General features: G+C 40.6%; 15 protein-coding genes. 13 read left to right on the forward strand and 2 right to left on the reverse strand.

Going from position 1 to position 22,270, the window contains the following annotated elements; all coding sequences use genetic code 11:
- Window positions 1-173 precede the first annotated feature (173 nt).
- The 3 genes from U735_RS0101930 to uxaC all read left to right on the forward strand — a co-directional run bounded on the left by U735_RS0101930 (window position 174) and on the right by uxaC (window position 4,533).
- On the forward strand, window positions 174-569 hold the full coding sequence (locus U735_RS0101930) for a response regulator (RefSeq protein WP_031442213.1): 396 nt from the start codon (window positions 174-176) through the stop codon (window positions 567-569).
- A 235-nt stretch (window positions 570-804) separates the two neighbouring features.
- A complete protein-coding gene (locus U735_RS0101935) occupies window positions 805-3,045 on the forward strand; it encodes a DUF7133 domain-containing protein (RefSeq protein WP_031442214.1) in 2,241 nt (746 codons plus the stop codon).
- Between the two features lie 78 nt (window positions 3,046-3,123).
- On the forward strand, window positions 3,124-4,533 hold the full coding sequence (gene uxaC, locus U735_RS0101940) for a glucuronate isomerase (protein ID WP_031442215.1): 1,410 nt from the start codon (window positions 3,124-3,126) through the stop codon (window positions 4,531-4,533).
- A 302-nt stretch (window positions 4,534-4,835) separates the two neighbouring features.
- Here the strand turns inward: uxaC and U735_RS0101945 are convergent, their stop codons facing one another.
- A complete protein-coding gene (locus tag U735_RS0101945) occupies window positions 4,836-5,753 on the reverse strand; it encodes a ThuA domain-containing protein (protein WP_031442216.1) in 918 nt (305 codons plus the stop codon).
- A gap of 9 nt (window positions 5,754-5,762) precedes the next feature.
- The gene (locus U735_RS0101950; protein ID WP_031442217.1) at window positions 5,763-6,779 is read right to left on the reverse strand and encodes a LacI family DNA-binding transcriptional regulator; all 1,017 of its coding nucleotides are present in this window, start codon (window positions 6,777-6,779) and stop codon (window positions 5,763-5,765) included.
- Window positions 6,780-7,063: 284 nt separating this feature from the next.
- On the opposite strand from U735_RS0101950, the gene U735_RS0101955 reads away from it, so the two are divergent.
- The 10 genes from U735_RS0101955 to U735_RS0102010 all read left to right on the forward strand — a co-directional run bounded on the left by U735_RS0101955 (window position 7,064) and on the right by U735_RS0102010 (window position 21,616).
- A complete protein-coding gene (locus U735_RS0101955; protein ID WP_034247963.1) occupies window positions 7,064-10,192 on the forward strand; it encodes a SusC/RagA family TonB-linked outer membrane protein in 3,129 nt (1,042 codons plus the stop codon).
- Window positions 10,193-10,208: 16 nt separating this feature from the next.
- Window positions 10,209-12,056: a RagB/SusD family nutrient uptake outer membrane protein gene (locus U735_RS0101960; protein WP_031442219.1), complete on the forward strand. Its 1,848-nt coding sequence runs from the start codon at window positions 10,209-10,211 to the stop codon at window positions 12,054-12,056.
- A gap of 55 nt (window positions 12,057-12,111) precedes the next feature.
- Window positions 12,112-13,338 carry a DUF6807 domain-containing protein gene (locus U735_RS0101965; RefSeq protein ID WP_031442220.1) on the forward strand — a complete coding sequence of 409 codons (1,227 nt, stop codon included), beginning with the start codon at window positions 12,112-12,114 and terminating at the stop codon, window positions 13,336-13,338.
- Window positions 13,339-13,403: 65 nt separating this feature from the next.
- On the forward strand, window positions 13,404-14,780 hold the full coding sequence (locus U735_RS0101970; RefSeq protein ID WP_031442221.1) for a Gfo/Idh/MocA family protein: 1,377 nt from the start codon (window positions 13,404-13,406) through the stop codon (window positions 14,778-14,780).
- Between the two features lie 102 nt (window positions 14,781-14,882).
- Complete coding sequence (locus U735_RS0101980) at window positions 14,883-16,259, forward strand: putative oxidoreductase C-terminal domain-containing protein (protein ID WP_031442222.1); 1,377 nt, start codon at window positions 14,883-14,885, stop codon at window positions 16,257-16,259.
- A gap of 153 nt (window positions 16,260-16,412) precedes the next feature.
- A complete protein-coding gene (locus U735_RS0101990) occupies window positions 16,413-17,231 on the forward strand; it encodes an SDR family oxidoreductase (protein WP_031442223.1) in 819 nt (272 codons plus the stop codon).
- A gap of 235 nt (window positions 17,232-17,466) precedes the next feature.
- Window positions 17,467-18,669, forward strand: a complete 1,203-nt coding sequence (gene uxuA / locus U735_RS0101995) for a mannonate dehydratase (RefSeq protein ID WP_031442224.1) — start codon at window positions 17,467-17,469, stop codon at window positions 18,667-18,669.
- 184 nt (window positions 18,670-18,853) lie between these two features.
- A complete protein-coding gene (locus U735_RS0102000) occupies window positions 18,854-19,828 on the forward strand; it encodes a TRAP transporter substrate-binding protein (RefSeq protein ID WP_051891972.1) in 975 nt (324 codons plus the stop codon).
- The gene (locus tag U735_RS0102005) at window positions 19,828-20,316 is read left to right on the forward strand and encodes a TRAP transporter small permease (protein WP_031442226.1); all 489 of its coding nucleotides are present in this window, start codon (window positions 19,828-19,830) and stop codon (window positions 20,314-20,316) included. Before U735_RS0102000 ends, U735_RS0102005 begins: the two co-directional genes overlap by 1 nt.
- On the forward strand, window positions 20,306-21,616 hold the full coding sequence (locus tag U735_RS0102010) for a TRAP transporter large permease (protein ID WP_031442227.1): 1,311 nt from the start codon (window positions 20,306-20,308) through the stop codon (window positions 21,614-21,616). The genes U735_RS0102005 and U735_RS0102010 overlap by 11 nt, the downstream gene beginning before the upstream one ends.
- Window positions 21,617-22,270: the final 654 nt, after the last annotated feature.

The raw sequence follows: 22,270 nt of genomic DNA on the forward strand, positions 1-22,270 counted from the left end.
GCGGATAGTGATGGTAATGAGGCATAAAAGCTGTTTTGTAAATTTTATAACAATTTGTTAATAAACATTAGAGGTCCTATTTGGCGAAAATAAATTATATTAGTAACGAACAAATTCTATAGGGTAACAAGAAATGTATTTTTTAAATGCATAAGTAAACAATATTTACAAGAATGACGATTAATACCATATGCATAATTGATGATGATCCTATATTTGTTTTTGGCTCCAAGATACTTTTAAGGAACAATAGTTTCGCTTCGGATTATCTGATCTGTCAAAATGGGAAAGAGGCTTTGGATGTAATAACGCCTTTAATAGAATCTGAAGAGAGCTTGCCGGAGGTTATTTTTTTGGACTTGAACATGCCCATTATGGATGGGTGGGAGTTCTTGGACGAGTTTGGTAAATTATCCGAGGAAAATAATATTAGGATATATATTTTAAGTTCTTCTGTAGATTCTAGGGATATAGAGCGCGCCAAGAATTATGGTATGGTCAATGGTTTTATAGCCAAGCCACTGACAGATGCCAAAATTAAGGAATTGGCTCAGGAAATTGAAGGGTAGCGATTCTTATTGACTTCTAGTTTTGCTGCACTATAACGGCATGGCTCATTTTGCGTGGTCTTAACTTTTGGCCTGTTCCTGTTGACGTTAATGCTGGAATATCCTCCAAATATATAAAGTACTGTTATGTTGGTCTGTTTTTTGCCAAATAAATATTAATCCATTAGTATTTTAAATACCTCTGTATTAATTTAGTGGCCTTGTCAAAATTTCAGAATACAAACCACCAATATTAATGAGATTATCATTTTGTTTATTCTTTTCTCTTTCGCTTATCGTTTTTTCATGTAAACCGTCTTTCAATGAGCCCCAGATTTCACTGGAGGATTATAGGGTAGAAGAAGGTTTTGAATTGGAGATGGTGGCTTCCGAACCCCTTTTGACGGCTCCGGTAGCTATAGATTTCGATACTAAAGGACGCATATGGGTCGCTGAAATGGCGGGATTTATGGTTAATTTGGAAGGTGATGATGAGGATTTGCCCAGCGGGTCCATTAAAATTCTGGAAGATCTTAATAATGATGGTATTATGGACCATGCCAAGACATTTTTGGATAGTTTGGTAATGCCAAGGGCTTTGGCGCTCGTTTATGGCGGGTTGCTTTACGCAGAATCCCCTAATCTTTGGTTTGTTGAGATTGAGGATGATAAACCGGTAAATAGGGTGTTGGTAGATTCTCTTTATGCTACTGTGGGCAACCCTGAACATCAACCCAATGGCTTAATGATGAATTTGGATAATTGGATCTATAATGCCAAATCCAATTTCAGATACCAACGTAAAGACGGAGTGTGGAAAAAGGAACCTACAACCAACAGAGGGCAATGGGGTATTTCCCATGATAATTTTGGAAGGCTTTATTACAACAATAATTCTACCCAACTTTTGGGCGATCATATACTTCCCAATAGATTGGTCCGCAATAAATATTTTATTCCCAGAAAGGGGGTCGATGAAACCTTGACCAAGGATAATCGGGTTTATCCCTTGCATGCGGCATCTGTGAATCGAGGATATGAAGAGGGGGTTTTAAACCAGGACAGTCTCTTGGTCAATGTTACGGCGGCCTGTGGGCCATTGGTCTACAGGGGAGGAATGTTCCCGGCCGATTATGATCAAAATGTCTTTGTTTGTGTTCCTGAGGCCAATCTGATAAAAAGAAATATCCTATCCTTTTATGGAGATCGTGTTGAGGCCAAACAAGCCTGGCAGGGAAAAGAATTTTTGGCATCTACGGATGAAGGTTTCCGGCCTGTGAATTTGTCCAACGGGCCCGATGGTAATATGTATGTGGTAGATATGCACAGAGGTGTAATTCAACATTATGCATTTTTGAGCCCTTATTTAAAGAAGATATCGGCAGAGAAGAAATTGGATACCATTCTAGATTATGGAAGGATATTACGGGTTCGGTCTAAGGACAAGCTGGCAAGGGAAATTCCTGACCTGGAGACTTTACCTGCACCCCGATTGTTGGATTTTTTGAAGGATTCCAATGGTTGGATACGGGATAGGGCCCAACAATATCTGATTCATAAAAATGATAAAGGCGTTTTGCCCGGACTCAAAGAAATGGCTTTGGACAACAAAAGCCCTTTGGCACAATTACACGCGCTTTATGTCTTAAAAGGCCTTAATGTACTATCTTTCGACTTCCTGCAGCAATTGGCCATAAGTGGTGGTCCCGAAGCTACAGCGCATGCTTTGGTCCTAATGGAGGATTATGCCTCTGAAAAAAATGTTCCCAAAGCAAAAGATCTTTTTGCCGAACTGTTGAACAGGAATGAACCCATGTTGGATCTATATCTGTCCACAACGTTGGGCATCTGGGCCAAATATGATCAAGAAGTGTTTTTTTCTTTTATTTATGATCTGTCCTCTAAATATAAAGATAATGTTATAGTTCAAGAAGCTATACTAAGTGGTTCCGAAGGAGTTATGTCGGCTTTGAAGTTAAAGTTGGAGGAGAAGGACAATTTGAAGAATATGGACCTTGATGTATTGGCGGCGGCAAGTTTGGAAAGGCAAGAAAACAATAGACCTAATTACATTTATTCAACCCAGATTGCACGGGCAGATTCTAGAACCAATGGAGCCATACTTTTTCGACAAATATGTGCCTCCTGCCATTCCAGTAGTGGTGAAGGTATCCGTGGATTGGCACCGCCATTGGTTGGGTCCGAGTATATTTCCAACCATTTGGAACAATTAGGGCTTATTATTCTTCACGGACTAAAGGGGCCATTGCTTATCAATGGGGAGGTATATGATAACAACCATCAAATGCCAGGCCTGAAGTACAATAAAAGTCTTTCGGATAAGGATATTTCGGATATAATATCCTATGTGACCAATGCATTTTCGGTTAACCCAAAAGGATTGAAGCCGGAAAAAATAAAGGAATTAAGAGGTGTTTCCTCTAAAGATGGTATGGAATATACCGAAAAGGAATTGTTCGAACAGATTGGAAAATAACCTAAGGGATTTTATCTGTTTTCTTGAACAAAGAAAGTGTTAGGGTAAAATAAAATTTAAATTAAATTCGGTAGTAAGATGAAGACTTTTATTAATGATGATTTTCTATTGCAGAGCGACTTTGCCAAAACCTTGTATCACAATTATGCAAAGGAATTGCCCATAATTGATTATCACAATCACTTGCCGCCCCAGGAGATTGATGGGAACCGGATTTTTGAAAACATCAGTCAAGCTTGGTTGGCAGGGGATCATTATAAATGGCGTGCCATGCGGGCTTTTGGGATAGATGAACGCTATATCACCGGTAATGCTACGGACAAGGACAAGTTTCTTAAATGGGCCGAAACAGTGCCTTATACCGTAAGAAACCCTTTGTACCATTGGACCCATTTGGAACTTCAGCGCTATTTTGGGGTACAGGAGTTGTTGGGGCCAGAGAATGCGGAGGAAATATATGAGCGTACTTCGGCAATGTTACAGCAAAGTTCCCACAATACCGTGGGATTATTGCAACAGCAAAAAGTAGAGTCCCTGTGTACTACAGACGAATCTATAGATTCCCTTCAATTTCATAAAAACATTAAGCAAAAAGGGATTTCGCCTAAAGTATTTCCAACCTTCCGCCCGGATAAGACGTTTGCCATAGAACAGGGTAGTACCTATGTTGCCTATATGGAAAAATTGGGTCAGGCTGCGAACGTTAATATTACTTCGTATAAGGATTTGTTGGCAGCTTTAGAAAAACGAGTTGACTATTTTCATGAACAGGGTGGTAGGCTTGCGGATCATGGATTGGAACAACTCTATTATTTTAAGGAAGGTACCTATAATGCCGAAAGTTTGTTTAAAAAAGCTTTGGATGGTAAAACTCTTGTTGTGGAAGAAGTCCAATATTTCAAGGCACAGGTGTTGCTATTTTTAGGAAGATGTTATCACAAAAAAGGATGGGTGCAGCAATTCCATATTGGGGCTATCCGTGATAATAACAAAAGGCTATTGTCCAAATTGGGCCCGGATACCGGTTTCGATTCTATAGGCGATTTTTCACAGGCACGTGCATTGAGTGGTTTCTTGAACGAACTGGACGGGACGGATCAATTGGCAAAAACCATAATCTATAACCTTAATCCTGCCGATAATGAAGTAATAGCTTCTATGGTAGGTAATTTTAATGACGGAACCGTTAAGGGAAAGGTGCAGTTCGGTTCAGGTTGGTGGTTTCTGGATCAGAAAGACGGAATGGAAAAACAAATGAATGCCCTATCCAATATGGGCCTTTTAAGCTGTTTTGTGGGAATGCTGACCGATTCCAGGAGCTTTTTATCCTTTCCAAGACACGAATATTTTAGAAGGATCTTATGCAATCTAATTGGCAATGATGTTGTAAATGGCGAGTTGCCGACAGATGAAAAGTTATTGGGTAAAATTGTGTCCGATATATCCTATTACAACGCCAAGAACTACTTCGATTTTAATAAGCCGTAAGCAATAGATATTAGATGCTAGATATTAGACTAGATATTAGAATTGAGATATTAGAAATGAGATGCTAGATGCTGGATTCTAGAAGTTAGATATAGATTCTTGACGTTAGACTTTAGATACTAGAATTTAGCATTAGACTCACTTTAAACTTTATGACTTTCAACATTAAACCTGAAACTTTTTCCCTGCCAACTGCCACTGCCTACTGAATACTCTTCAATCTCAATACTCAATACTATGTACTCAATACTAAGCTGAACTTTCAACATTATGACTTTCAACTTTTAACAAGTTCCTGCCCACTAATTTACCCCGATTGGGCTATCGTCACATATCAGATCACCTACCACATATTGCATGCCATCCAAGAAGAACTGAAGCAATTCCGGATTGTCCATACTTTGGGCATTGTGGGATGGAGAGGTGTAAAATACCCTGCCTTTACCATGCCTCTTGATCCAGGAAACATATATGGTATTGTCACTGACTGCCTTCTTAACCCCTTCCAGTTTGTCCGCTTCAATGTACAGTAGCGGTCTAAAATTATAATCGGAATAAGCATTGTTGAAGAAATAGGGCTCGTCCACATGGGTAAATCCATTTCCTTTAAAGGCCTGTACCATAGGGTGGTTTGGATTAACCTCTTTTAAGTGCATTTCCTGTTGCTTGGGGTGGTAGTCAAAGCTGCCCCCTGTCATTTTGCTAAATTCCTTGGAGTTGTTCTGTACGGTAATGGCTCCATGAAGGATCATTAAACCGCCTCCCTTGGCCACATAATCCATCAAATTATTTTCGTATTCTGCGGCCTTTATGGCAATGGAATTGTCGTCCAGGCTACTATTCTTCTTTAACAAATCCCAGAACAGGTCCCTTTTTGGCCCTGCCGGATTTGAGTTGTTCAAGATTATGGCATCGTATTGCTTTAAGTTCTTCTTCTCAAAACTGTCAATGTCCCTTGCAATGGTAACCTCAAAGGCCCCGGATTTTGTAGCCAAAATTTTCAGCATTTCGTCATTGTGGGGAATGGTCCAATGGTAAAATCCTGTATGCTGTGAAAAGACCAATATTTTTTTTACATCGGCCTTGACCCTCGGCGCGGACGGTGCCAAAGATTCTATTTTGGAAAGCCATTGGTCGGTTATTGGAAATTCTTCTAGTCCTTGGGCGAAAATTGTGCCAACATAAAGAAAAGTTAGTAAGGTGTAAACTGCTTTGTTCATTGTAAATAATTAATTAAATGTGGATTCTCTCTTTATTAATTTATGTCTAAGGGTAATGGAATTGGCGGGCTGCAAGTTGATACTGCCGTTCAACTGACTTATTACACTTTGTCCCGCCAAAATTCCCATTTCGTATCCAGGGTAATTTACGGTGGTTAAAGTAGGGGTAACCAAATCCGATATAGGGTCATTGTTAAAGCCGACTATTTTTACGTCCTGTGGAATTTTATAATTCTCTCTTTTTAATGCTTTGATGATATGGGCGGCAAAATTATCACTGGACACAAAAAGTCCGTCTACCGCATTTTTCATACTTTTTATATAATTAATCACGGAATCCACGTCATCAGGACTTAGATCGGTTTCCAAGAAATGGGTCTGGTCAAAATCAAGTTGGTGTTTCTCCATAGCGTCCTTAAACCCTTCCAGCCTGTCCAAATATACGTTACGTTTTATATTTCCGCCAACGTAAAGTAAGTTTTTGCAGCCTAATGATATCAAATGTTCCGTAGCTTCAAATCCGGCCAACCTGTTATTGATGATTATCGTGGAACAATTAGGTAAATTGTGTACCCTATCAATAAATATAAGGGGGATTTTGTTGCGGATGTAATGCGCAAAATGGTCAAAATTGGAAGTGTCGTAGGCCAACGAAACCAAAAGGGCGTCTACGCCGCTATCATATAAGGTTTTTGCGTTTATTTTTTCCTTTTCCATGGATTCCAAGGATTGACTTATGATCAAATTATAACCGGCCTCGTTCGCTATTTTTTCGATCCCCGCCAATACGGTGGACATAAATATGGAATTTAATTTAGGAACGATGACCCCTATGGTATTGGATTTCTGTTTGCTGAGGTTTACTGCAAATTTATTGGTCTTATAGCCCAGCTCATTGGCCATTGAGATAACCCTTTCCTTGGTTTTCATACTTATTGATGGATGGTCGTTAAGACTTCGACTTACCGTTCCGGCCGAAACACCTAGCGTTTTGGCCAGATCGTATATGGTTATTTTCTTGCTCATGGGTTCATCCCTGAAAATTGTTGCACAGGTTTCGAAACAATATTACATAATAAAATGTATTAATTAAAACAACAACGATAATTTCGTATAAAAATATAGAATAAGTAATATATGTATATAAAAATTACACATTTGTGAGGTTAGTTGTGAAATAAAGTAATATTTATTACGCAATCGGTTGCGTAATAAAATGCAATTAATTAGATTTGTTCGCAATGAAGCTGTGATTTGACTCATCACGGTGCGACTTAAATTCAATAACTACCAACTTTAAAAAATTATGTATGAGAAATTTATTTAAAAAAGTTAGGTGCAGCGCTCTAATACTTATGATGCTGTTGTGCACCTTATTTTCAGCTTCTGTCTATGGACAAGATGGCTTCATGGTTTCGGGAACCGTGATTGATGATCTGGGCCTTCCCTTGCCTGGTGCATCCATTGTTGAAAAGGGAACGACCAACGGCGTAGTTTCCGATTTTGATGGAAACTTTAGCTTTGAGGTGGCCAATCCGAACGCCACATTGACCATTAGCTATGTTGGTTTCGAAACTCAGGAAGTGCCCATAAATGGTAATTCTGTATTAAATGTCACCATGCAAGCCACGGCTTCTACCTTGGACGAGGTGGTTTTGGTGGGTTACGGTGCGGTGAAAAAGAAAGATCTTACCGGAGCAATTTCACAAGTGGATGCCGATGCACTTTCCGATCAATCTACGAACTCGGTTACCGATGTGTTGAGAGGTAATGTAGCTGGTCTTAGTATCGGACTTTCTGCCTCTCCAAAAGGCACCAGTCAAATTAGGATTCGTGGTAACAATAGTCTTAGTGCCGGGTCTAGTCCTTTGATAGTTGTGGACGGAATGATATATAATGGAGACTTGTCCGATATAGCTCCCGCAGATATTGATAAACTGGATGTTATGAAAGATGCCAGTTCTGCTGCCGTTTATGGGGCCAGAGGAGCCAGCGGCGTAATTTTGGTCACCACCAAAAGAGGTACTAGCGATAAGCCAACTATTAATATTAATACCAGTGTTGGGATAGCAACGGATGCCTATAAGGAAAGACCTTATGATGCCCAGGGTTACGCAGACTGGAGAACAGATGTATTTAAAAGTATTAACCCGCAGAACACCATTGACGATCCAGGAAGATATGATAATCCCAATAACTTGCCGGCCGGGGTAACCTTGGATCAATGGCTGGCCTATGATGGGTCTGCCGGAGACCCTACAAGGGCTTGGCTGAACAGGATAGGATTTCAGGATGTGGAAATAGAAAACTATTTGGCCGGTAACAGCATTAACTGGTACGACCGAATTATGCAGACTGGATTTCGTAACGATATCAACACTAGTATCTCCGGACGAAATGGTGGGTTGAACTACTATTGGTCCATTGGCCGTACTTCCAACGAGGGTATAGTAAACGGTGAAAAGTTTGAGGCTCTACGTTCGCGCTTAAATTTGGATGCTAAAATTACGGATTGGTTAACCGTAGGTATGAATACCCAATTTGCCAAGCGTAATGAAGGTTTTATTGCGGCAGATAGAGGTCAAATTGAAAGATCTTCACCTTGGGGTTCTGAATTTGACGATGAGGGAAATATCCGTCTAAGCCCTCAGGATGACAATGGAGCAGGGGCGGTTAACGCATTTTTGGCTCAAAAATTTAATGATCGCATAGACTTGGATCATACATTTAATTCAAGGGTGTATGCCAAGATTAAGTTGCCATTGGGCTTTTCATATGAAGTGGGGTATACCAACCGCTTGGAATTTCAAGAATATTACAACCATGCCATGGCAGCTAGTCCACAAAACGTAGTAGGTTCGGCAGAGAGACAAGTGACCAAGATCAATGAATGGCAATTGGACAACATTTTGCGTTGGGATAAGACCATTGACAAGCATTCTTTTAATTTGATGTTTTTGGTGTACGGCGAAAAATATCAAAGTTATTTCACCCGGGCCAGGGCAAACACCTTTGAGCCCAGTGATGCCCTAGGTTATAGTGCTTTGGAATTGGGTACGGTGCAGACGGTGGATAGTGAAGATGAAACAAGTACTGGCGATGCGGTAATGACTCGTTTGAATTACAATTACGATTCCCGTTATCTTCTTACCCTGACAATGCGTAGGGATGGTTACTCTGCCTTTGGAGAAACCAATAAGAGGGCATATTTTCCATCAATAGCCGGGGCTTGGACCATTTCCAATGAATCTTTTTTTAATTCGGAATTTGTTAACTTCCTTAAACTTAGATTGTCTTACGGGGAGAATGGGAACCGTGATATTGGTAGGTTTACAGCCTTATCTAGGTTAAATGCCAATAAATATCTAAATGTTGATGCCGGTGGAAATGTTATAACCGTACCAACTTTTGATAACGGAACCCAAGAAAATACCGAGTTAAGATGGGAACGTACCAAGGCGACCAATTTAGGATTGGACTTTAGTTTGGCCAACGGAATTGTTGAAGGTTCCATTGAGGCCTACCAGAATATTACCAACGATCTTATTGTTACCAGGCAGTTACCGAATATTATAGGTTTTAATAATGTGACCACCAATTTAGGTGAGATAGAAAACAAAGGGTTGGAGTTTACCTTGGCCACGCAAAATATCAATAGGGAGAATTTTCAATGGAATACCAATTTCAATTTCTCATTGAACAGGAATAAGATCAGGAAATTGTACGGTGATCTGGACGAAAATGGGGAGGAACTGGATGATATTACAAACCAACGCTTTATAGGGCAGGCCACAGACGTTATTTGGGGTCAGGAAGCCATAGGTATCTGGCAGACAAATGAGGCTGCTGAAGCCGCCGAATATGGTGTTTTCCCGGGGGATTGGAAAATAAATGATGTGGATAATAGTGGGGACTTCACCGTGGAGGATAATGTTTTCCAGGGTCATAGATCACCGCGATTCAGTTGGGCCATGTCCAACAGGTTTACCATGTTGAAGAATTTCGATTTTTCCTTTGAGGTGTATTCCAATTGGGGGCAAAAGAGGGTATTTAATGAGGCAAAAAACAGAAACGGTTTTATCGATAGGACCAATTCCATACAAACACCTTACTGGACGCCTGAAAACCCTATAAATGATTATGCCAGATTGTTTTCCAGTGATGGTAGTTCCAATTTTTCGATCTGGAGAGATGCTTCATTTATTCGATTAAGTAATATTACCATTGCGTATAGATTTCCAAAACCCTTTCTTGAAAAGTTGTCTTTACAGAGTCTTAGGTTATATGCCAACGCTAGAAATGTTGCGGTTTATGCGCCTCATTGGGATTTTTACGATCCAGAACCCACTAATATTGATGGAAGAAATTCTGACGGTACCAACGATTCGAGTTTGCCGACACCCAGGTTTTTCACCTTTGGAATTGATTTAAGCCTTTAATAAAAAAATAATAGCAATGAGAAATATAATATACAACTATCGAAAAGCCTTCTTAAGCTTTACCCTAATTGTTGCCATAACCTTCACGGGTTGTGAGGAAGAATTTTTGGATGCCGATCCGCAATCGTTCTTTACACCAAGTAACGCCTTGGATACTCCGGAAGGATTAAATAGTCTTTTGTCCCAAGCCATGAGGAATTTAAGGGCAGAGTACTATGGAGATGGGGCTCCAATGATTACTGAGAATATCTTTTCCGAAGTATCGGTAGAAGGTACAACGGATAAATCAGGTCCGGCGCAGGATTTAAATCTTTTAATACTACCTGATGCCAATCTAAACTCTGCCAATTTTAATCGAATTGGATGGTTTTGGGAGGAATTCTACAAAGGCATAAAGTATGCCAATACCGTAATAGGAAGATTGGACGATGCTACCTTTGAAAGTGATGCTCAAAAGAATGATATTTTAGGTCGTGCCCTTTTTCATAGAGCTTACCGATACTATAGATTGACCCAGCAGTTTGGAGATATTCCTTTGATATTGGAGGAGATTACCTCGGCTAGGTTAGACTTTGTTACTACGGCCAGGGAGACCATCCTAATAAAAATGCAGGAAGATCTTAATATAGCCGTCCCCTTGGTAAATGAAGTGGCAAACAATGGGGATATTAATAGGGATGCAGTTTTACATTTGTTGACCAAGGTTAATCTTGCGTTGGGCGATTTTGATGCTGCAATAGCATCTTCTTCCCAGATAATCAATGGTAGCACCCATACTTTAACGACGGATCGCTTTGGGATAGATGCCGGTAACGCATCAAAGGATGTTACTTGGGATTTGCACCGTGTGGAAAACAAAAGTATCCCTGGAAATACTGAAGGAATATTGGTGGTTATAGACAGGTTGGGATATGAGGATAATGGTGATTATGCTGGTGGTACAAGTATCCAAAGACAAGCGGTGCCCCTTTGGTGGCGCTTTATCAACACACCAGATGGTCAGAACGGAATGTCCGATGCCCCTGGAATAGATATAGATCAGGTGACTGCCATTGGCAGGGGAATAGGTAGAAATAGAGGTACGCATTACAGCACCAAAGAGATATGGAAAAATTCCAATAACGATCAACGTCACAAATTGGGCAATTGGTATGATATGGAGGATTTGGTTTATAATGCACCTAGCTTACAAAATTCCGGAAATTCCTATTATGGGAAAAATCTGGAGCTTTATTTGCCCAATGGGACTCCGCTATGTTCGGATACTATAAGAAACTGGTATGGTTTTCCACATTACAAATTTTTTGTTCCGGATCCCCTGAATGTAAAACCGGCCGGAGGGCATGGCGATTGGTATGTGTACCGTATAGCTGAAACCTATTTGTTAAGGGCTGAGGCATACTTTTGGAAAGGAAATTTAGGGCTTGCCGCTGAGGATATTAATGTGGTTAGAAGAAGGGCAGAGGCCGATGAGATTACGGCTGCGGATGTGGATATAGACTACATTTTGGACGAACGTGCACGGGAATTGTATTATGAGGAGAATAGGAAAACAGAACTGACGCGCATTGCTTACATTTTTGCAAAGACTGGTAAAACAGCCTATAATGGTAAGACCTATAGTCTGGCTAATTTTTCTACGGATAATTTTTGGTACGATCGGATAATGGAGGTTACGGACTTTTATAACCTAGGCGTTAAGACAATTCATGGGGATGAATATACCATGAGTCCATATCACGTGCTATGGCCAATTCCTGCCTCAGCGATCAATGCCAATACCCAGGGAATAATAAATCAGAATGAAGGGTACCCGGGAGCAGAGAATAATATTCCGCCATTGACGACCATACCCGAAGAATAATAGTTGTATTGAGTTAATTAGTTTTTTGTAAATTTCATCATCCAAACCTATTTTAATGAGACATATTCTCCTCGCTTGTTTTTTAGTTTTCCTATTATCCTGTAATGATAACGAGAAGTATAGTTTCAAAATAGTGGAGGATGATGGAATTTTTCAATCTTCGCCAATTTCATTAAAAGTGGAAGCCATAGGGCTCGAAGATACGAACGGCCAAGATAATTTGGCGTTGACCTCTAACGGGGAACAAATTCCATTTCAATTTGACAAGGATAAAAAACATATATGGTTTGTTCATGATTCAGGCAACAAAGGTTCTTATGAAATAGTAAGTAAAGCGAGTGTCAACGAGGGCTCGGGTGGCATAAAAATGGAAAAGAACAATGGGGATCTACAATTGATCAAAGGTTCTATACCCTTACTTACATATAGATATGGAATGACCTATCCTCCAGAAGGGGTGGATTCCATTTTCAAAAAATCCGGGTATATTCACCCTTTACTTTCTCCTTCCGGTGATACCATTAGCCGTATTCAACCCCCTGATCACTATCATCATTATGGTATTTGGGGACCATGGACACATACCCAGATAGAAGGTGAAAGGGTAGATTTTTGGAATTTGGTGGAGGGACAGGGAACGGTCCTTTTTAAGGATTTTAACGACACTAATTCTGGAGCTGTATATGGGGGCTTTAGTGCGCGCCAAGAGCATATCAACCTAAAAGCTTCCGCGGATAAGCGCATAGCGTTGAACGAGGAATTGGAGGTGAAGGTGTGGGACCTGGACCGCCCAGATAGGTATATGGTAGATTATACATCCAATTTTAATTCGCCACTGGAAAACGGTATTCTTTTTGAAGCGTATCGATATGGAGGTGGTCTTGGGATGCGGTTTACCGAACGTTGGCACAAGGATAATTGTACAGTGCTTACCTCCGAAGGCAACGATCGCCTTACTGCCGATGGGACCAACGCCCGTTGGTGTATGGTTACCGGGGAATCGGCCGACGGCAAGGGAACCAATGGTGTTTTGTTTTTAAGTTATCCTGAGAATAGAGCTCATCCGGAACCAATGCGTGTTTGGCCTATTGATGGTAATGGGGGAAGAGGCGATATGTTTTTCGAGTTTTGCCCAATTCGGCATGAGGAATGGAAAATAGAGCCTAATAAAGATTATCGATTAAAATATAGGATGGTGGTATTCGATGGCAAACTAACTGCCGAGGAAGCCGAATCTTATTGGAAGAGTTTTGCAGAAATGCCTAGAATTGTAATAGAATAAACCCGAGGACAAGGGTTAATGCCCAGGTTTTCAGCCAAATAATTTGTAAATTAAAATCAAAAAAGATGCAAAGAAGAAAGTTTATCAACAACTCCTTATTGACTACTGCAGCTGTTGTTGGATTTCCAACTATAGTACCAGCAAGCGTATTTGGGAAAAATGCACCGAGCAATAAGATCAATATCGGGCAAATTGGTTGCGGAAGAATAGCCCGTGATCATGATATTCACGATACCATTAGATTTGACCAATCCCGTTATGTTGCAGTATGTGATCTGGATTCCAATAGGGCTGCCGATGCAAAGGTATTGGTAGACAAGTTCTATAAGGAGAAGACAGGTAAGGATAAATATATGGACACCAAAATCTACGACGACTATCGCGAAATGTTACTTAATAAGGACATTGATGCGGTGGTTATTAGTACCCCGGACCACTGGCATTCGCAACCAGCTATGGAAGCTGCCTTGGCCGGAAAGGATATATACCTTCAGAAGCCAACCTCCCTTACGGTAAGGGAAGGCCAGCAGTTACGTGATGCAGTTCAGAAAACGGGCGTTATTCTGCAGGTAGGAACCCAACAAAGGGCTATGCCCCAGTTTAGAGTAGCTGCGGAGTTGGTCAGAAATGGCCGTATAGGTAAAATCCATACGGTGAAAATTGGGCTTCCAGGGGATCCGGCAGGACCTGAAGCACCAGCAATGCCGGTTCCTAAAAATTTAAACTTTGACATGTGGTTGGGATCAACACCAGAAGTTCCCTATACCGAAATAGGTGTTCATCCGCAGCAGGGCTATAGTAGGCCGGGTTGGCTTCGTCTTAGAAGCTATGGAGCAGGTATGATAACAGGTTGGGGACAGCACCATTATGATTCCGCAGCATGGGGAATGGATACTGAACTAACAGGGCCAAAATCCGTAGAGGCTTTGGCAGAGTTTCCAAAATCGGGTCTGTGGAACGTGCATGGTGATTTCTTTGTGAAACACGAATATGACAACGGAATTACAGTTTATACCAGTGGAGGTTATACCAACGGAATACGTTATGAGGGTACGGACGGATGGATTTTTGTGTCCCGAGGGGCCTATCAAGCTTCAGCCTCAGATCCTGTGGATCAGGAAAAGAGTGCCAAAGCCCTTAATGCCTCTGATCCTAAAATATTGGAATCGGTAATCGGTGATAACGAGACCCATTTGGAGAAGATCGATGATCAACACGGTAACTGGTTGGATTGTATTAAAACAAGGAAAGCTCCGATTTCACCCATTGAAAAAGGACACAAGGCCTGCGTAACTTGTTTGATCAGTGATATCGCCATGCAATTTGATAGAAAATTGGAGTGGGACAATGAGAAGGAAATGTTTATTAACGATGATGAAGCCAATGCCATGTTGCACAGGGAACAAAGAAAGCCTTATGGTACCGACTTTGTGAAAGTTTAGTAAACATGTTATATATTTAACAATGCAAAAAATAATCCCTCCTTTGGTCAAAAACAGGTTGAACAATGGAGGGCTTATTGTTATCCGTAATAAATCCGATAAATGAAGTATAATGTTTTAGCCCTATTGGCAATCTTATGTCTAGGTTGCGGGGAAAGTAAAAAAGAAGTGAAACCCACTATGGACGATAATCCAGGGCAAGTTAGACTAATGACCTTGGACCCAGGGCATTTTCATGCTGCTCTGGTTCAAAAAACGATGTATGAGGGGGTAGATTCCACCATCTATGTTTTTGCACCCGAAGGACCGGAAGTAAACGATTTTTTAAACAAAATCAAGTCCTACAATACAAGGACTGAAAACCCCACACATTGGAAGGTAGACAGTTATTTTGGAAACGATTATTTAGAAAAAATGATTTCCCAAAAACCGGGCAATGTCATGGTTGTGGCAGGGAAAAACTCTAAAAAAATAGACTATATTTTGGCAGCTGTAAAGGCCGGGTTGAACGTTTATGCGGATAAACCATTGGTGATCAACCCAGAGGGATTCCAGAAATTGGAGGAGGCCTTCAAAATAGCAAATGAAAAAGGGGTCATGATCTATGATATTATGACAGAGCGTTTTGAGGTTACGACCGGAATGCAAAGGCAGTTTTCCATGTTGCCGGAGGTCTTTGGTCAAGTATTGGAGGGAAGTAAGGAAGAACCGGCCATCATAAAGGAAAGTGTGCATCATTTCTTCAAGTATGTTTCAGGACAGCCATTGGTTAGACCTGCGTGGTTTTTTGATGTTAATGAAGAGGGTGAGGGTATTGTAGATGTAACCACCCACTTGGTAGATTTAGTGCAATGGGAACTTTTTCCGGACGAGATTATTGAACGCGCGGATATTGAAATGGTGGAGGCAAAGCGTTGGCCAACAATCTTGACATTGGAGGAATTTAAAAGGGTTACCGGCTTGGAGAATTATCCGGATTACCTGCAGAAAGACTTAGAGGGCGATAAACTTAAGGTGTTCTGCAATGGGGAAATGTTGTATAAAATTAAAGGAAAATATGCCAAGGTTTCTGTGATATGGAATTATGAAGCTCCTGAAGGCACAGGGGATACCCATTATAGTATTATGAGGGGGACTAAAAGCGACCTTATCATTAAACAGGGAGCGGAAGAAAATTATAAGCCTACCTTATATATCAAATCCAAGGGAGGGGAAAATTTTGATAATGTCATAGCTGAGGCAATAGAACAGCATATAAATTCCAAATTTGCGGGAACTAAAGCGGAAAAAGTATCAGAAGACATGTGGAAGATCAATATTCCAGATGAATTTAAAATTGGTCATGAGGCACATTTTGGCCAAGTGACGCAGAATTATCTGCGTTATCTGGAAAATGGTAAATTGCCCAACTGGGAGGTACCCAATATGATTACCAAGTATTACACGACCATTGAAGCATATAAAATGGCCAAAGAGTAAGGTTGTATATTTTACATAGAGACTTAGGGGGGACTTTTTGAACTATGAAAACCTTTGGTAATTGGCCTAGGGTAAATATTGGATATTATGTTAAATATTGTGCCCTTGTGTTATATTTGGGTTTTTTAAAATAGAATTATAAAAACAAAATTGATGAGTAAACTTTTTTCGATTGAAAATAAAATTTATGCCTTATCCGGTGCAACAGGTACTTTAGGAGGGTCAATTGCCAAGTATCTTGTAGAAAACGGAGCCAAGGTATTGCTCTTGGGCAGGTCCCTGGATAAACTGGAGGAAAAGTGCAAGGAATTGGATGCAATTGCTCCCAACAGTGCACATTTATTCGTTTTGGATGTGATGGATGAAAAGCAATTAACCGAGTTGAAGAATACTATAACAACCAAGTTTAAGAGATTGGACGGACTAGTAAATTTGGCCGGAGGAAACATCCCTGGGGCTACTTTAAAACCGGACCAGACAATTTATGATATTGAGTTGGCCGATACTCAAAAAGTAGTGGACATAAATTTGTTCGGCACCGTAATTCCAACCATTGTACTAAGTGAAATTATGGCAAAACAAGGCTTTGGATCCATAGTGAATATATCTTCAATGGCGGCCAAACAGACCATTTCACGTGTGTTGGGTTATTCCATGGCCAAGGCAGGAGTGGATATCTTCACTAAGTGGATGGCCAATGAACTGGCTTCTAAGTTTAGTGATAAGATAAGGGTGAATGCCATTGCACCAGGTTTTTTCATAGGAAATCAGAATAGAAGGCTATTGACCAATGAAGACGGTTCCTTTACGGACAGGGGTGAAAAAATTATTACCAATACTCCAATGGGCCGTTTTGGGGATGCCTCAGAACTTAACGGAATGGTACATTATCTGCTAAGTGATGCTTCCTCTTTTGTGACAGGGACCATTTATGATATCGACGGAGGTTTTAGTTCCTTCTCTGGAGTATAATTTTTGCAACTTAAATAACACAACACTATATAATTCGAAGGGAGATCAAATTCCCCTCTTAATAGAGCCTCTCCCGCTTTTTAGCGGGAGGGTAGCCTGCCTGCCGTAGGTAGGGGCTGTGTATTCGCAGATGTAGGGATGGCCATGAGTTTTGTGTGTTATGTTAAGTGCATTGCAAATACTGTCCGCAAGTCCTCATTATTACAAAGTAATAACATTTTAATAGCGCATATTATTGAAAAATTTAAAAAAAACCCTGAGGTGGTTCGGGCCCAGTTTTGGAGTATCTCTAAAGGATATCAGGGAATTGGGAGTGGATGGCGTGGTCACGGCATGCCACCAGGTATCCATTGGAGAAATTTGGTCTTCTGAAGTTATAAGGGCGGTCCAAAAGGAAATAGAGTCCAATGGCTTGGAATGGTCCGTAGTGGAAAGTGTTAATATACACAAAGCTATTAAATATGGTCTTCCGGAAAGGGACTTTTATATCCGGAACTATATTGAGACTCTCCGTAATTTGGCGGAAAACAACATTAAGGTGGTCTGCTATAATTTTATGCAATTGATAGATTGGACCCGTACCAATTTAAATTATGTACTTCCAACAGGGGCTATAAGTTTATTGTACGACCCTGTGGCAATTGCTGCTTTTGATTTGTATATCCTGCAAAGGGATGGGGCAGCTCAGGTCTATAATGATGAAATCATTCATAAGGCTGAAAATTATTATAATGACTTAGACCAGCAGGGACGTGAGCTGCTAAAAAGTGCTATATTGGCTGGGATGCCTGGCTCCAAGGATGCCATTCCCCTTTCCGATTTTAGGGACACTCTCGAGGAAGTCAGTAAGATTGAAAAATCGGTCCTTAGGGAAAATCTGGCATATTTTTTAAAAGCGATTATTCCGGAGGCCGAAAAGCTGGGTATAAAAATGGCCCTGCATCCGGATGATCCACCATTTCCCGTTTTTGGAATTCCCCGTATAGCCTCTACCTACGAGGATTTGGAATTTATTTTGGATTGCGTTCCTTCACCCAGCAATGGATTAACCTTTTGCTCTGGTTCCTTGGGAGCGGTGGACTCCAATGACCTTCTTAAAATTATTCGGGATTTTGGGCCACAAATTCATTTTTTACACCTAAGAAATGTATCTAGGGAAGAAGACGGTAGATTCTATGAAGCCGCCCATTTGGATGGATCCATTCCCATGTCCAAGATAATGCTGGAAATTGTTAAGGAGCAATTAAGTAGACATGAAAGTGGATATGGGGAGGTGGCAATACCCATCAGGCCGGATCACGGACATGTTTTGTTGGATGATAAAAAAAGAAAAGACGAATTCTATTCGGGGTATTCGCTAATAGGGAGGGCTATTGGTATGGCAGAGCTCTATGGCCTGGAAAAGGGCATTAGGGAAATGTTGTTCAAACCAGATTAGTAAATATGTAAAACAGAGGTGTTATTGTTGATGAAGATGCAACTAAATTGCTATTATTGTAATGAATTGTTGTTAAATTTTAAAAAAAGAGTATTTTTAAGGTTTGGAATTAAAATATATAAGTCAATTGCGTTAACGTTAACGTCCAATTTAAAAAATGTCTATGCAAGTTTATAAATCCCTAATGAGAAAATTAGTTGTTACAATTGGTGTTTTGGTATGTTTAGGCTTGTATTCTTGTTCAGATATTACGGATCACAAAACCTTGTTCTTTGCACACTCCCTACCAATAACCCATCCAGTCCATAAAGGTATTCTGGCCATGAAAGAAGCCCTTAATGAAAAATCGGGCGGAAAATTGCAGATTAAGGTTTTTCCCGATGGCCAGTTGGGTACAGAAAGGGAGGTCTTGGAATTATTGCAGATAGGAAGCGTGGCCATGACCAAGGTAAGTGCTGCCGCCATGTCCAGTTTTGCGCCGGAATATAGGGTTCTGGGAGTACCTTATTTGTTTAGGGACAGCGAACATATGTTCAATGTCCTGGAGGGTAAAGTAGGGCAGGAGCTTCTGGAAGGAGGCAGCGAATATTTGCTACGCGGCCTCTGTTTTTATGATGCCGGGAGTAGAAGCTTCTATACCTTGGACGGATTTATAAAGACACCGGAGGATTTAAAGGGCAAAAAAATCAGGGTAATGAACGACCAAATGGCGGTTAATATGGTAAACGACCTAGGTGGTTCTGCTACCCCTATGGCCTATGGTGAGCTTTATACTGCTCTTCAACAGCGAGTAGTGGATGGTGCAGAAAACAATGTTCCTTCCTTTGTAACCTCCAATCACTACGAGGTGTGCAAATTTTATACCTTGGACGAACATAGTATGGTACCGGATGTAGTGGTGGTAGGCACCAAATTTTGGGATACCCTGAGCGATACTGAAAAAGGATGGTTGCAGGATGCGGCAGTTGAAAGCGTGAAAAAACAAAAAGTCTATTGGAAGGAAAACGTAGAGGAGGGTATGAAGGTCCTAAAAGAGGCAAATGTAGAAATCTATTATCCGGATAAGACTCCCTTTGTTGAAAAGACCAAGCCCATTTTGGAGGAATTGATCAAGGATCCAAAGATGAAAAAAATAATCGACCAAATTAACAATCAATAATGCAAACGACGTACAGAATATTGAATAAGGCCATTGAAGGGTTGTTGGTAATAATATTTAGTTTATTGGTGCTGGATGTGGTGTGGCAGGTAGTCTCCCGATATGTGGTGGGACAATCCAGCTCCTTTACCGAGGAATTTGCTAGATTTTCGTTGATCTGGCTAACCGTTTTGGGTGCCGCTTATATCAACGGACAAAAGGAAGGACATCTGTCCATGGATTTTTTATTATCCAAACTTCCAGTAGACAAACAAAAAAGGAGACATAGAATAATACAGGTAGTGATGGCTGTTTTCGCCTTGGTCATTATGGTTATTGGTGGAGGTAATTTAGTTTACACTACTTTAAAGTTGGGACAATTGTCCCCTGCTTTATTGGTGCCACTTGGCTATGTGTACGCCATTGTGCCTATTAGTGGGCTAATGATCATTTTCTTTTCCGTTTATCATATTAAAATAACCTTTAACGCCAACAACAATGAGTATTGAAACCATAAGTATCCTAGTATTGTTTATTAGTTTTATGGGTTTGTTGGCCTACGGAGTACCAGTGGCTTATGCCATTGGGATTTCAACAACGATAACATTATTGATCAATATAGCATTCATGCCTTCCATCACAACGGTAAGTCAAAGGATGACGACAGGTATCGATAATTTTGCCTTATTGGCCATTCCCTTCTTTATTTTGGCAGGGGAAATTATGAATCGGGGAGGTATTGCGAATCGTTTGATAGACTTTGCAAAATCGCTTATCGGTAGTTTGCCCGGTGGATTGGCATATGTTAATATAATTTCCGCCATGTTGTTTGGGGCCATATCAGGATCGGCCATTGCAGCTGCATCGGCCATTGGAAGTACTTTGACGGAAAAGATGGCTAAAGACGGTTATCCAAGGGAATTTAGTGCAGCCGTTAATATTAGTGCATCAACAACAGGACTATTGATCCCGCCGAGTAACGTTTTAATAATCTTTGCGTTGGCCAGTGGAGGAACCGCATCGGTAGCCGCTCTGTTTATTGCTGGGTATATACCCGGTATTTTGGTAGGTCTGGCCATTATGATGATGGTGTATTTTTATGCTAGAAAAAAAGGCTTGCCCAAGGAAGAAAGGGTGGGTTTTAAAAAGCTGTTCCGCGATTTTAGGAATGCTTTTTTAAGTTTAACCTTATTGGTTATAGTCGTGGGAGGTATTGTAGTCGGTATTTTTACCGCTACGGAAGCAGCGGCTATTGCTGTAGTCTATGCCATGTTACTTGGTTTTGTAAATAGGGAACTTAAGTTTGCAGATTTTAGGCCTATCCTTCTTCGAAGCGCCAAAACTACTGCAATAGTGATGTTCTTAATTGCTACTTCCATGGCCATGTCCTGGTTATTCTCTTTCGAGTCCATTCCGCAGTCATTAACGGGCTTCCTTTTGGAATCGGTTAAAAACCCCTTATTGGTATTGCTTTTTATAAATATCACCTTACTGGTAGTAGGTACATTTATGGATATGACCCCGGCAGTACTTATTTTTACACCTATTTTTTTGCCAGTAGTTATGGCCTTGGGGATGCACCCGGTGCAATTTGGGATGGTAATCGTTCTCAATTTGTGTATAGGGGTATGTACCCCTCCAGTAGGTACGCTGCTGTTTGTGGGTAGTGGTGTTGCCAAAGTGCCTGTTACAAAAGTGATAAAACCGTTATTGCCCCTATTGGCGGCAATGACTGCCGTATTGTTGATATTGACTTATGTTCCAGAACTTTCCTTGTGGCTGCCCAGAGCTTTTGGGTTGATAGATTAATAATTTTACAACTACAAAATTTTGTAAGTCCCTATTTCTTAAATGAAATAGGGATTTTTGTTTGGACCTTGTTGGTCCATGGCTTCCATATTTTTATTTGAAAAAAACTTATTTTAACGTGAGCGATATGAACTACGTGCAAGACATTGATTTCGTGTAAATTAAAAAATTGCTACAGTCCCCTCGAGACTGCCTAGTCGGAAAGACAGGCGGAGTCGAGAGGTTATTGAACTGTAACGCTTTTATAATGAGGTCTCGACCCTCGCTACCATTGACAACTTTACTAAACATTTTATAACCAATGTTTTGATATGATATCGTTTTAGCGGCCGAAAGTTATTTCAATTCTAATTTGGAGACAACGCTAGCCACTTCGACAGAGTCCCTTTTCGGGACGACGAGAAGTCGCACATACTGGATGAGAGCTAGATGTCTGATTTCTCATATACATTCGAAATGATAACCTCCAAATCTTCGACTTATAAGCTAAAACTGCCACTATCCCACAACCATGGTCGTCTTTATTAGGTGCCTCCAAATCAAATTTTTGAAAAAATGTCATTTTAGCAGCTTGAAAAATAAAATTTCTTGGGTCTCGACCGGATAGATATTATTTAAACAACGGATTTTAAATAAAATATATATCTAATTCAC

Origin of the sequence: Arenibacter algicola, from assembly GCF_000733925.1 — a bacterium.
Lineage (GTDB): Bacteria > Bacteroidota > Bacteroidia > Flavobacteriales > Flavobacteriaceae > Arenibacter > Arenibacter algicola.